The organism is Nocardia barduliensis, from assembly GCF_013315795.1.
In the GTDB taxonomy this organism is placed as follows: Bacteria; Actinomycetota; Actinomycetes; order Mycobacteriales; family Mycobacteriaceae; genus Nocardia; species Nocardia barduliensis.
Genome location: NZ_JABLTE010000026.1, coordinates 73,193 through 85,077, shown reverse-complemented (window position 1 = coordinate 85,077; position 11,885 = coordinate 73,193). Strand labels below are relative to the sequence as shown.

The following is an 11,885-nucleotide window of genomic DNA, read 5'->3' as shown; positions in this document are numbered from 1 at the left end:
AAGCGATCGTCAAGGGCGAGAACATCCCGGAACCGGGCATCCCGGAATCGTTCAAAGTCCTGCTCAAAGAACTCCAGTCCCTGTGCCTCAACGTCGAAGTGCTGTCCTCCGACGGCGCCGCGATCGAGATGCGCGACGGCGACGACGAGGACTTGGAGCGCGCGGCGGCCAACCTGGGCATCAACCTGTCGAGGAACGAAGCGGCCACCGTCGACGATCTGGCGAACTAGGCGGCGGGCTGGATGCCGTCACAACAACGGCATCCAGCTTCCGCAACGGATTACCCCACTAGTGAACTTTTGCTCGAATTCGACCCGCACAGGGGAAAGGAAGTTACGTGCTAGACGTCAACTTCTTCGATGAACTCCGGATCGGCCTGGCCACCGCCGACGACATCCGTCAGTGGTCCTACGGCGAGGTCAAGAAGCCGGAGACCATCAACTACCGCACGCTCAAGCCGGAGAAGGACGGCCTTTTCTGCGAGAAGATCTTCGGTCCCACCCGGGACTGGGAGTGCTACTGCGGCAAGTACAAGCGCGTCCGCTTCAAGGGCATCATCTGTGAGCGCTGTGGCGTCGAGGTGACTCGCGCCAAGGTGCGCCGCGAGCGTATGGGCCACATCGAGCTGGCCGCTCCGGTCACCCACATCTGGTACTTCAAGGGCGTGCCCTCGCGCCTGGGCTACCTGCTCGACCTGGCGCCGAAGGATCTGGAGAAGATCATCTACTTCGCCGCCTACGTCATCGTGGCGGTGGACGAGGAGCTGCGGCACAACGAGCTGTCCACGCTCGAGGCCGAGATGGAGGTCGAGAAGAAGGCGGTCGCCGACCAGCGTGACGCCGACCTCGAGGCCCGCGCCCAGAAGCTCGAGGCCGACCTGGCCGAGCTGGAGGCCGAAGGCGCCAAGTCCGACGTCCGCCGCAAGGTCAAGGACGGCGGCGAGCGCGAGATGCGCCAGCTGCGCGACCGCGCCCAGCGTGAGCTGGACCGGCTCGAGGAGATCTGGAACACCTTCACCAAGCTGGCGCCCAAGCAGCTCATCGTCGACGAGGTGCTCTACCGCGAGCTGGTCGACCGCTACGGCGAGTACTTCACCGGCGCGATGGGCGCGGAGTCCATCCAGAAGCTGATGGAGAGCTTCGACATCGAGGCCGAGGCCGAGTCGCTGCGCGAGACCATCCGCTCCGGCAAGGGCCAGAAGAAGCTGCGCGCGCTCAAGCGGCTCAAGGTCGTCGCGGCCTTCCAGTCCAACGGCAACTCGCCGATGGGCATGGTGCTCGACGCCGTTCCGGTGATCCCGCCGGAGCTGCGCCCGATGGTTCAGCTCGACGGTGGCCGCTTCGCCACCTCCGACCTGAACGACCTGTACCGTCGCGTGATCAACCGCAACAACCGCCTCAAGCGACTGATCGACCTCGGCGCGCCCGAGATCATCGTCAACAACGAGAAGCGGATGCTGCAGGAGTCCGTCGACGCCCTGTTCGACAACGGCCGCCGCGGCCGTCCGGTCACCGGACCGGGCAACCGTCCGCTCAAGTCGCTGTCGGACCTGCTCAAGGGCAAGCAGGGCCGGTTCCGCCAGAACCTGCTCGGCAAGCGCGTCGACTACTCGGGCCGTTCGGTCATCGTCGTCGGTCCGCAGCTGAAGCTGCACCAGTGCGGTCTGCCCAAGCTGATGGCGCTGGAGCTGTTCAAGCCGTTCGTGATGAAGCGCCTGGTGGACCTGAACCACGCGCAGAACATCAAGTCGGCCAAGCGGATGGTGGAGCGGCAGCGGCCGCAGGTGTGGGACGTCCTCGAAGAGGTCATCGCCGAACACCCGGTGCTGCTCAACCGTGCGCCCACCCTGCACCGCCTCGGCATCCAGGCCTTCGAGCCGCAGCTGGTGGAAGGCAAGGCCATCCAGCTGCACCCGCTGGTCTGTGAGGCGTTCAACGCCGACTTCGACGGTGACCAGATGGCCGTGCACCTGCCGCTGTCGGCGGAGGCGCAGGCCGAGGCACGCGTGCTGATGCTGTCGTCGAACAACATCCTGTCGCCCGCGTCGGGCCGCCCGCTGGCCATGCCGCGTCTGGACATGGTGACCGGCCTGTACTACCTGACCCGCCTGGAAGAGGGCGCGAAGGGTTCCTACCAGCCGGCCACCAAGGACGCTCCGGAGCAGGGCGTGTACTCCTCGCCCGCCGAGGCGCAGATGGCGGTGGACCGCGGTGAACTCACCGTGCGTTCGCTGATCAAGGTCCGGCTGACCGACCAGCGCCCGCCGAAGGACGTCGAGGCGGAGCTGTTCCCGGAGGGCTGGCGCCGCGGCGACGCGTGGACCACCGAGACCACGCTGGGCCGGGTGCTGTTCAACGAGCTGCTGCCCGCGGACTACGCGTTCATCAACGAGCAGATGCCGAAGAAGCGTCAGGCGACGATCATCAACGATCTCGCCGAGCGCTACCCGATGATCGTGGTCGCGCAGACCGTCGACAAGCTCAAGGACGCCGGCTTCTACTGGGCCACGCGTTCGGGCGTGACGGTCTCCATGTCCGACGTGCTCGTGCCGCCGGAGAAGGCCGAGATCATGGAGCGCTACGAGGCGCAGTCGGATCAGATCGAGAAGAAGTACCAGCGTGGTGCGCTCGATCACCAGGAGCGCAACAACGCCCTGGTCAAGATCTGGCAGGAGGCGACCGAGGAGGTCGGTAAGGCGCTGCGCGCGCACTACCCGGCCGACAACCCGATCATCACGATCGTCGACTCGGGCGCCACGGGTAACTTCACCCAGACCCGTACCCTCGCCGGTATGAAGGGCCTGGTGACGAACCCGAAGGGTGAGTTCATCCCGCGGCCGATCAAGTCCTCCTTCCGTGAGGGCCTGACGGTTCTGGAGTACTTCATCAACACCCACGGCGCTCGTAAGGGTCTGGCCGACACCGCGCTGCGCACCGCCGACTCGGGTTACCTGACCCGTCGTCTGGTGGACGTCTCGCAGGACGTCATCGTGCGCGAGCACGACTGCGGCACCGAGCGCGGCATCGTGGTGCCGATCGCGGAGAAGCAGCTCGACGGCTCGATCATCCGCGACGCGCACGTGGAGACCTCCACCTACGCGCGGACGCTCGCGGCCGACGCGCTCGACGCGCAGGGCAACGTCATCGTGGCGAAGGGCGCCGACCTCGGCGATCCGGCGCTGGAGGCGCTGCTGGAGGCGGGCATCACCGAGGTGAAGGTCCGCTCCGTGCTGACCTGCACCACCGGCACCGGCGTGTGCGCGACCTGCTACGGCCGCTCGATGGCGACCGGCAAGCTGGTCGACATCGGTGAGGCCGTCGGCATCGTCGCCGCGCAGTCCATCGGTGAGCCCGGTACCCAGCTGACCATGCGTACCTTCCACCAGGGTGGTGTCGCGGGTGACGACATCACCGGCGGTCTGCCCCGCGTGCAGGAGCTGTTCGAGGCGCGCGTGCCGAAGGGCAAGGCGCCTATCGCCGAGGTCTCCGGTCGCGTGCGGCTGGAGGACGACGATCGCTTCTACAAGATCACCATCATCCCGGATGACGGTGGCGAAGAGGTTGTCTACGACAAGCTCTCGAAGCGGCAGCGTCTGCGCGTGTTCAAGCACGACGACGGCACCGAGCGTCTGCTCTCGGACGGTGACCACGTCGAGGTCGGCCAGCAGTTGCTGGAAGGCGCGGCGGACCCGCACGAGGTGCTGCGCATCATGGGCCCCCGTCAGGTGCAGGTCCACCTGGTCCACGAGGTCCAGGAGGTCTACCGCTCGCAGGGTGTGTCGATCCACGACAAGCACATCGAGGTCATCGTGCGCCAGATGCTGCGTCGCGTGACGATCATCGACTCGGGCGCCACGGAGTTCCTGCCCGGCTCGCTCACCGAGCGCGCCGAGTTCGAGGCCGCCAACCGTCGCGTCGTCGCCGAGGGCAACGAGCCCGCGGCGGGTCGCCCGGTGCTGATGGGTATCACCAAGGCGTCGCTGGCCACCGATTCGTGGCTGTCGGCGGCGTCCTTCCAGGAGACCACCCGAGTCCTGACGGACGCGGCGATCAACTGCCGCTCCGACAAGCTCATCGGCCTCAAGGAGAACGTGATCATCGGTAAGTTGATCCCGGCTGGTACCGGTATCAACCGCTACCGGAACATCCAGGTGCAGCCGACCGAGGAAGCCCGTGCCGCCGCGTACGCGGTGCCGTCCTACGACGACACCTACTACAGCCCGGACAGCTTCGGTCAGACCACCGGCGCCGCGGTTCCGCTCGACGACTACGGGTTCAGCGACTACCGGTAGTACGTCAGCCGCAACGACATTCGGCCCCCGCTCCGTCCGGAGCGGGGGCCGAGTGCTTTCGTCGACCTCTTCATCCGAAACCCTTCGTGCTGCGCGAGGCCGCGAGTCGGCACCGAGGACGTGGCGCGCTGGCGCATCGGGTCGGTGGTGGACAAAGGGGGGTCGGAGCCAGTAGAAATTAGAACGGGTTTCAGTTCTGGCTCTGGAGGTGGCGGTGGACGGCGCGGCGCTGGGCGATCTGGTGGTAGCCGGATTCCGGAAGCTGGGGTTCATCCAGTACGCCGGGATCGAGTGGGAGGAGTTCGCGGCGGGGCGGAACGTGGTGTCGATCGCGCCGCGGGCGGAGCATCTGAACCACAACGGGGATCTGCATGCCGCCGTGTTGTTCGGGATGGCGGAGACCGCCGCGATGGGTGCGTCGGTGTCGGGAATCGTGGACCTGATGGGGGACACGTTCATCGTCGCGAAGGACGGCCGCATCGAATACCGGGCTCGCGCGAAAGGGGAAGCGGGACCGTTCCGCGCCACTTCCGCGTTCCCCGACGAGACGTTGGCGAAGATGCGCGCGGACATCGAGGCGAAAGTGCCGCTCGAAATCGACGTGCCGGTGGATATCGCCGACGCCGGCGGAAAGATCGTCGCCGTGGCGGTGTTCACCGCGGTGCTTCGGCCGCGCCGATCCTGATCGAATCGGACACGGCCGGACCCGCCTTCACACGCAGCGGCTCACGCCCGTCGACCGGTTCGACTAGGGCGCGGTGACGTACGCGAGCGCCGCGTCGACGGCCGGCTGCCCACCGCCGACGACGTATCCGGCCATCGCGCCGATCGCCGCGCCCGCCACCGCGGCGGCGGGCACCGTGATGAAGTCGAGCACGAACAAGCCCAAGGGGAATCCGACGATGAAACCGATGGCGGCGCCGATGCCCGCGCCGGCCAGGATGGTCGGCATGGCCTTCTCGGCCTCGGCGTAGAACCGCTCCTGGGCGCTGATGTCGCGCAGCGGCGCGTCGGTCATCGCGACCGGTGCGATGGTGAGCCGGTGGCCCGCGTCCTCGAGCACGGGTCGCAGCGCCACGCGCTGATCGCCGATGCGCAGCGTCATCGGCAGCGCGGCGACCACATTGCCCTCGCGATCGGAGACCGTCACCACCCGGCCGTCGTGGGTCGATGCGAATGTCCCGTCCTGGATGGTCGCCACGGCAGCCCGGCGGTCTTCGGTGGCGGCGACCTCGTAGGCGATCTGGTGGAACGATCCCCGCAGGTCGAGGGGCGCGTCGGCGGGCGAGGGCTGTGCGTGTGCGGCACTCGTGGTGAGTGCGGTGGCCGCGAGCGCGGTCAGCGTCGTCGCGGTGAATCGGTAGATCCTCATCGTGCTCTTTTCCGTGTGCCGCCCCCGTGTCCGGTTCGTCCGGAAAAGATACCGTCCGGCGGCCCGGATCAGAAGGGGCTGGACGATAGTTCTTCGCCAGGGCCGGTCGCGAAAGTCTCTGTCGCACAGCGAGGGTGCGCGGCTCGGCCGCCCGCCGCCGTGGCTGCCGGTCGAGCCGTCGGCCCGTTGGGTGCAGGAGCGGGGTGGATTGCCTCTTGACGGCCGACTCTCGATACGCAACACTGAACTAGATGGTTCAGTATGACTTCCTGGATGCCTCCTTCGGGGCGCTCGCGGATCCCACCCGGCGTGGGATCCTGGAACACCTCGGCAGTGGGCCCGCGACCGTCAGCGAGCTGGCGGAACGCTTCGAGATGACGCTCACCGGCATCAAGAAGCACATTCAGCTGCTGGAGGCGGCGGGCATGGTGGTCACGGAGAAGCGGGGCCGGGTGCGGTACTGCCGCCTCGGCGAGAACGTCTTCGACCGCGAAGTGGCCTGGATGCAGGGCTACCGGCGGATGGTGGAAGCACGGATGGACCGTCTCGGCGCATTCCTCGAACGAACGGAGCAGGACTGATGAGCACAACCACGAACGACGCCGTCGTCACGGCCGACAGCGACCGCGCGATCCACGTCGAGCGGATCTTCGACGCCCCACGCGAGCGGGTGTGGGACGCCTACAGCAGGATCGAGTTGCTCGCCCAGTGGTGGGGACGCGGCAACCGGCTGGATATCGAGCGCTGGGAGTTCCGGCCGGGCGGGCACTGGCGTTTCGTCGAGCACTCCGACGACGGAACGCACGGTTTCGAGGGCCGTTTCCGTGAGGTCACCCCGCAGGAGCGCATCGTGTACTCCTTCGAGTGGGACGGCATGCCCGCCCATGTCGCGATCGACAGCGTCAGCCTCGTCGACCTCGGTGACGGCCGCACCAAGGTCGTTACCGACAGTCAGTTCCACACGCCGCAGGAGCGGGACGGCATGCTCCAGTCGGGTATGGAGACCGGGCTCAACGAGAGCTACCGCGCACTGGACGCACTGCTCGCGCGCGGCTGAGCCCCGGACGCTTCGGCTCCGGTCACGCCACGCGTGCGCGGAGCCGAAGCGCGGGCCGGCTAACCGTCGCGCCGGGAAATCTTCAGGCGCAGGCGATCCGGCTTCAAGGTGATCGTCTCTTTGACGCGCAGTTCGTAACCGGGATCCGGGGTCAGATCGAAGGCGCGCAGCAGTGTCGCCAGGATCAGCACCATCTCGTGCTGCGCGAATTGGCGGCCGATGCAGGCGCGCATGCCCACCCCGAACGGCCGGTACAGCTCGGGATGGCGGCCGCGCACCCGCTCGGGGAGGAAACGGTCGGGATCGAACCGCTCGGGATCGTCACCCCACAGCTCGTGCCGATGCAGCTGGAGCAGGACGATGAACACCCACTCGTGCTGCTCGAACGGATAGCGCCCGCCGAGCATCGTGTCCGCGCGGGCCTTGCGGAAATACCCCGGAGCCGTCGGCCACAGCCGAAGGGTCTCGTCCACGACGCGCCGCAGGTAGCGCAGTTTCGCGACCTGCTCGAAGGCGAGGTCGCCGCCGCCGCAGACCTCATCGATCTCCTGCCGGGCCCGAGCGGCGATCGCCGGGTCGATCGACAGGTAGTGCAGCGCGAACGCCAGGACGCCCGCGGTGGTCTCGTGCCCCGCGGTGAGGAACGTGAGGATCTGGTGCCGGACATTCGTCGGGTCGAGCAGTTTCCCTGTTTCCGGGTCCGGCACCGTCAGCATCCGGTCCAGCAGATCCCCGTGCCCACCAGCGCCCTCCCGCTGACGCCGGGCGATCACCTCATCGATCGTTCTGTTGACCAGTTCGACGTCTCGACGGTGCTGAGCACGCTGCTCGCGGAACACCGTGCGTTCGACGAGCGGATGCGAGTAGGCGGCACGGTTGATGTAGGTGAGGGCTCGCAGCATCGCGGCGACCACGGGGTGCGGGTCGGTGCGAGTGAACGACTGGAACTCGTAGCCGAACGCGGCCCGCCCGATGACTTCCAGCGCGACCTTGTTGGTATCGGCGGGGACGTCGACCCACTCGCCTGACCGGGCCGTCCAGTACTCGACGAGTTCGGCGGCGCAGGCCCGCATGGTGGCGTGGTATCCGCGCATGGCGGCCGCGGTGAACGACGGCGCGAGGATGGCGTGGGCCTTGGCCCAGTTCGGTTCGGAGTTGTGCGCGGTGAACAGGCCGTCACCGGCAACGGTCCGCAGGTCCCGGATCGGCACACCCAGGAATTTGGCCCACAGCGCGTCGTCGTTGATCTCGCGCAGCAGGTCCGGATCGGACACGTAGGTCACGCGGGTGCCGAAGATGTTGCGCTCGTAGATCCCGCCGTACTTCTGCGCGCCGCGCATCCCCCATTGACTGCTGTCGGTGACGTGCAGATCCCACACGTCACCGGCGATCGGCAGCCGGAACGGCGGGTGTGGCAGTTCCCGGTCGCTCGCCCGGATTCGACGCGTGGAGTTCGTCGTGGTCATCTTGCTCCGTCCAGTTGTGCGCGAAGGTAGGTCTGTGCCGGGACCCAATGCCGCGCGATACGGCGCAGCGTACGAGTCTCGTCGACGATGTCGCGACCGGGCGCCGAGGCGTGCAGCCGAAGGTAGGAACCGGGCTGCGCGCCGTCGGCTTTGCGCTGCAGGGCGCGCGCGATCTGTACCGCCTCGGCGGCGTCGGCGGGCACATCGGCCGGTATCGGCTCGGCGAATCGCCCGAGCACCAGCAGTGCGTCTCGGATCTCGACCGTCATCCGGTGCAGGCGCCGCCGCGGGTCCAAGTCCGGGTCGGCTTGCGACGGGCGCGGAATCTCGGCGCAGGTGGTCACCAGATCCCGCCACATCGGCGTCAGCTGCCGGATGGTTCGCGAGGCCGAGTCGATGCCCAGCCTGCGCGCGATCTCGGTGCCTACCCGGACGCCCGCGGCCAGCGAGCCGAGGCCGACCATGTACACGAAGTTGTTCTCGTTGGCGTGGAAGCGGAAGTCGACGAACGCCGCGCCCGTCCCGGTCGCCGCGCAGACCGAGCTGGTGAAGATCGAGACGGCCTCTTCCAGCGTCCACCCACCGACGATCAGGATCAGCAGGTAGGTGAGCTTGTGGGAAGGGCGTAACTGGCCAGCGCGCAGTTCCCGGACGCTGGCCGCGAACACCAGCAGGCCGGTCGCGCCGCACCAGCCGGAGAAGAACGCGAAGTAGGCGACCGTCTGCCACCCCTCGGTCCGGTCGATGTACTGCCCCAGCGCACGGGCGTGCGCGCCGAGCAGCAACATCAGCGCCATGGAGACGACCACCGCGCTCCAGACGGCCCTGCGCATCCGCCGGTAGCTGTCGGATTCCTGCTCCGACCACCGTTCCGACCACGATTGCGCAAGCACGATCAGCGGCGCGAAGGTCGCGACGATGAACGTGGTCCCGAGCTGCCTGGTGAAGCCGACGCTGAGCAGCCCCGCGTCGGCGAGCGCCTGCTGTACGGCCCCTTCGCGCAGGAGTGCCGCGATCACCGCGCAGATCAGGGCATAGGTCACGTGTCGTTCGCTGGGCCGTGCCCGGCCGTGCAGCCACACCAGCCGCAACGAGGCCGCCGCCGCGCTGCCCGTGATGATCAGCCACGCGATGACCGGTGGGGCCGAAGAGGTCACCCCTCACCGCCCCAGAACGAACGCATCGGCCGCGAGGAGCGCCAGCGTGAGACACCGGACAGCAGCAGGTCAGCGAAGAGTTCGGCCTCGTCCTCCTGGTGGTCGGCGAACTCACTGCGTCCGAGCACCCGCTGAACCAGGGCCGGATCGATGTTCGGCAGAATCCGTTGAATTCCGGTCACCCCCGCGGACCCGGCGTTGTGATCGAGCACCATATGGCCGGTCTCGTGCGCGATGATCTGATCGATATGGAAATCGGTCGTACCGGCGGCATAGGCGATCACGTCGACGTCCGTGCACTCCAGCCACAGCCCGCACGGTGTGCCGCGCCCCGGTTCCAGGGCTCCCGGCAGCAGCGCCGAAGCGACCGGCAGAAGCTCGATGGGCCGCCCGCGCCACTCTCCCAGGGCGGCCAGGAACCTCTCTCTGTTCCATGGCGACGGAACCAGTTCCATCACGGCCTCGCGCGCAGCCATCACCCGCTGCGTCGAGTCGTCCACCGAAACCCCCTCCCACCAAAAACCTTGTGGTGATCGGACTTTACCGCGACCGGCGGCCGCGGGCCGAGTCGAGAGGTGGGGGTGACGCCGATCGGCGGCGGCGCCGGTGCGCGGCGCGCGGAGCCGAATCGAGTTGGGCCGCTAAAGGCTTCGGGCCGGGCCGATACGGCGCTTGCGGGGCTTCAGATGCAGTCCGGGCAGAGGTGGCGCGGGAATGCGCTGCCGCGGGGGGTGGCCCGCGATGTCGGCGAATCGGGTGACGTCGTGGTTCTCCCAATCCTCCCGAGCCGCGACGATGTCCTCGTGGCTGCGGCCGACGAAGTTCCACCACATCACCAGCTCCTCGCCGAACGGCTCACCGCCGATCAGCGCGAAGTGCGCGCCATCGGCACTGCTGAGCCGCAGTTCGTCGCGTCCGGTGCCCAGATACAGCAGTGGACCGGGCGCGAGTGCGGTGTCCGCGACCGTGACCTGCCCCTCGATCACCAGGACCGCGTGCTCGAAACCGGGGTCCAGCGCGAGGGGGACGTCGGCTCCCGGCGCCAACCGCACGTCGGCGCCGACGATCGGTGTGTACGCGATCGCGGGCGAGGTCACTCCGGCCAGCGAGCCGATCAGCACGATCGCCCGGAGGCCGGGAGCCTCCAGGATCGGCAGTTCGCGATGCTGCTCGAAGTGCGGGGCGATGCCGGTGCGGTCGCCGGGCAGCGCGATCCACAGCTGCAAGCCGTGCCCGGCGGGCGCGCCCTCGACCGCGTATTCGGAATGGGCGATGCCGCGCCCGGAGGTCATCAGGTTCAGCTGGCCGGGTTCGATCCGCACGTCCGAGCCGACCGAGTCGCGATGGCGGATGCGGCCCTCGAACGGCCAGGTCACGGTTTGCAGGCCGATGTGCGGGTGCGGATCGATGTCCGGCGGCGCACCGGTGGTGGTGACCGTCGGGGAACCGAAGTGGTCGAGGAAGCACCACGCGCCGACCGTCGGCAGATCGCGCTGCGGCAGCACGCGTTCGACGAAGACGCCGCGTACACCGCCGAGCGGCACCTCACGTGCCGGATACTGCTCCGCGACCGGGCCCGGCCCCGGCGCGGGTTCGCAGAGCGTCTCGGCCGGACGTGCGTCCAGATCGCTCACCGCGTGACGCCCTTGCCGATCACGTGCGCGTCGTACTGCGGGTGCTTGTCCAGATACGCCTTGATGAACGGGCACACCGGCCGGACCACGCGCTCGCGCGCGACGGCGTCCTCGATCGCGTACTCGGCCAGCACGGAACCGAGACCCTTGCCGGAGAACGCGCCGTCGATCTCGGTGTGCGTGAACACCGTCTCGTCGCCGCTTTCCTCGTAGTCGGCGAAACCGGCCAGTTCGCCGCTGTGGAACACCTCGTAGCGATGCCGCTCGTCACTGCGGACGACTTTGGATTCCGAAGCTGCTTCGGTCATGGTTCCCTTCTCCTTCCGTGCGTGGACCGGATGGTCGCTCGAGAATCGAGACCCGGTCGAACGCGCCGAGGCGGCGCGGTAGTGCACGTCGAGGCGGTACGCGATGCTTCGGGCCTCATATTCGTGGGATGTTAGCCCTCGCCGGTGAACGGCGCAGCGTAGGCCGCGGGATAAGCGGACTTCGGTCCGGAGTTTGCGGGCGGGTCGCGCAGGCTCGCGCGACCCATCGATCACTGGGGCAACCCGTGGCGGTCCGGCGCCGCAGGCAACGCCGGACCACCACGGATCACCCGATCTCGGAGAACCGCCGCAGTTGGAACGGCTCGACCAGAACGTCCTCCAACGCCGTCGCCAGGGCCTTCAGATGGGGCGTCTGGAAGTGTGCGGCCAGGGCGGCCTCGTCGGTCCACTCCTCCAGCAGCACCATCCGGCTCGGGTCGGTGGGATGCAGGTAGAGCTCGTAGGTGAGGCAGCCGTCCTCCGCGAGCGTCGGTTCGATCACGCCTTGCAGCAGATTCCGCAATTCCGCCTCGCGACCCGGCCTGGCGAGGAACCGGACATTGAGCGTCAACGTCGACATGCGCGTCTCCCGTTCTGGTG

The 11,885-nt window shown here is 68.0% G+C and carries 12 protein-coding genes; 5 read left to right on the top strand and 7 right to left on the bottom strand.

Going from position 1 to position 11,885, the window contains the following annotated elements; translation table 11 throughout:
• The 3 genes from HOV91_RS14005 to HOV91_RS13995 all read left to right on the top strand — a co-directional run.
• Positions 1–230: hypothetical protein (locus tag HOV91_RS14005; RefSeq protein ID WP_174185812.1), on the top strand; the 230-nt coding region annotated here is incomplete at its 5' end.
• A gap of 107 nt (positions 231–337) precedes the next feature.
• On the top strand, positions 338–4,291 hold the full coding sequence (locus HOV91_RS14000) for a DNA-directed RNA polymerase subunit beta' (RefSeq protein WP_174185811.1): 3,954 nt from the start codon (positions 338–340) through the stop codon (positions 4,289–4,291).
• Between the two features lie 208 nt (positions 4,292–4,499).
• Positions 4,500–4,976: a PaaI family thioesterase gene (locus HOV91_RS13995; protein WP_312884604.1), complete on the top strand. Its 477-nt coding sequence runs from the start codon at positions 4,500–4,502 to the stop codon at positions 4,974–4,976.
• Between the two features lie 63 nt (positions 4,977–5,039).
• Here HOV91_RS13995 and HOV91_RS13990 read toward each other — a convergent pair whose 3' ends face one another.
• Positions 5,040–5,663, bottom strand: a complete 624-nt coding sequence (locus HOV91_RS13990; RefSeq protein ID WP_174185810.1) for a DUF8020 domain-containing protein — start codon at positions 5,661–5,663, stop codon at positions 5,040–5,042.
• A gap of 251 nt (positions 5,664–5,914) precedes the next feature.
• Between HOV91_RS13990 and HOV91_RS13985 the strand changes: the two genes are divergently transcribed.
• Positions 5,915–6,244 carry an ArsR/SmtB family transcription factor gene (locus HOV91_RS13985; protein WP_174185809.1) on the top strand — a complete coding sequence of 110 codons (330 nt, stop codon included), beginning with the start codon at positions 5,915–5,917 and terminating at the stop codon, positions 6,242–6,244.
• Positions 6,244–6,720: an SRPBCC family protein gene (locus HOV91_RS13980; RefSeq protein ID WP_174185808.1), complete on the top strand. Its 477-nt coding sequence runs from the start codon at positions 6,244–6,246 to the stop codon at positions 6,718–6,720. The genes HOV91_RS13985 and HOV91_RS13980 overlap by 1 nt, the downstream gene beginning before the upstream one ends.
• 59 nt (positions 6,721–6,779) lie before the next feature.
• Here HOV91_RS13980 and HOV91_RS13975 read toward each other — a convergent pair whose 3' ends face one another.
• The 6 genes from HOV91_RS13975 to HOV91_RS13950 all read right to left on the bottom strand — a co-directional run bounded on the left by HOV91_RS13975 (position 6,780) and on the right by HOV91_RS13950 (position 11,865).
• Positions 6,780–8,186 (bottom strand): cytochrome P450, encoded by a 1,407-nt coding sequence (locus tag HOV91_RS13975; RefSeq protein ID WP_174185807.1) that lies wholly within the window; start codon positions 8,184–8,186, stop codon positions 6,780–6,782.
• Positions 8,183–9,343: an MAB_1171c family putative transporter gene (locus HOV91_RS13970; RefSeq protein ID WP_174185806.1), complete on the bottom strand. Its 1,161-nt coding sequence runs from the start codon at positions 9,341–9,343 to the stop codon at positions 8,183–8,185. Before HOV91_RS13970 ends, HOV91_RS13975 begins: the two co-directional genes overlap by 4 nt.
• Positions 9,340–9,843, bottom strand: a complete 504-nt coding sequence (locus tag HOV91_RS39865; protein ID WP_246350071.1) for a hypothetical protein — start codon at positions 9,841–9,843, stop codon at positions 9,340–9,342. The genes HOV91_RS13970 and HOV91_RS39865 overlap by 4 nt, the downstream gene beginning before the upstream one ends.
• Before the next feature lie 141 nt (positions 9,844–9,984).
• On the bottom strand, positions 9,985–10,977 hold the full coding sequence (locus HOV91_RS13960; protein ID WP_174185805.1) for a pirin family protein: 993 nt from the start codon (positions 10,975–10,977) through the stop codon (positions 9,985–9,987).
• Positions 10,974–11,285 (bottom strand): GNAT family N-acetyltransferase, encoded by a 312-nt coding sequence (locus tag HOV91_RS13955; protein ID WP_174185804.1) that lies wholly within the window; start codon positions 11,283–11,285, stop codon positions 10,974–10,976. Before HOV91_RS13955 ends, HOV91_RS13960 begins: the two co-directional genes overlap by 4 nt.
• A gap of 286 nt (positions 11,286–11,571) precedes the next feature.
• Positions 11,572–11,865, bottom strand: a complete 294-nt coding sequence (locus tag HOV91_RS13950; protein ID WP_174185803.1) for a putative quinol monooxygenase — start codon at positions 11,863–11,865, stop codon at positions 11,572–11,574.
• Positions 11,866–11,885 lie beyond the last annotated feature (20 nt).

What these genes read in the sequence shown, in the direction of transcription:
- HOV91_RS13990 (WP_174185810.1), bottom strand. Translation starts at nt 5,663, where the DNA reads ATGAGGATCTACCGATTCACCGCGACGACGCTGACCGCGCTCGCGGCC.
- HOV91_RS13985 (WP_174185809.1), top strand. Translation starts at nt 5,915, where the DNA reads ATGGTTCAGTATGACTTCCTGGATGCCTCCTTCGGGGCGCTCGCGGAT.
- HOV91_RS13980 (WP_174185808.1), top strand. Translation starts at nt 6,244, where the DNA reads ATGAGCACAACCACGAACGACGCCGTCGTCACGGCCGACAGCGACCGC.
- HOV91_RS13975 (WP_174185807.1), bottom strand. Translation starts at nt 8,186, where the DNA reads ATGACCACGACGAACTCCACGCGTCGAATCCGGGCGAGCGACCGGGAA.
- HOV91_RS13955 (WP_174185804.1), bottom strand. Translation starts at nt 11,285, where the DNA reads ATGACCGAAGCAGCTTCGGAATCCAAAGTCGTCCGCAGTGACGAGCGG.
- HOV91_RS13950 (WP_174185803.1), bottom strand. Translation starts at nt 11,865, where the DNA reads ATGTCGACGTTGACGCTCAATGTCCGGTTCCTCGCCAGGCCGGGTCGC.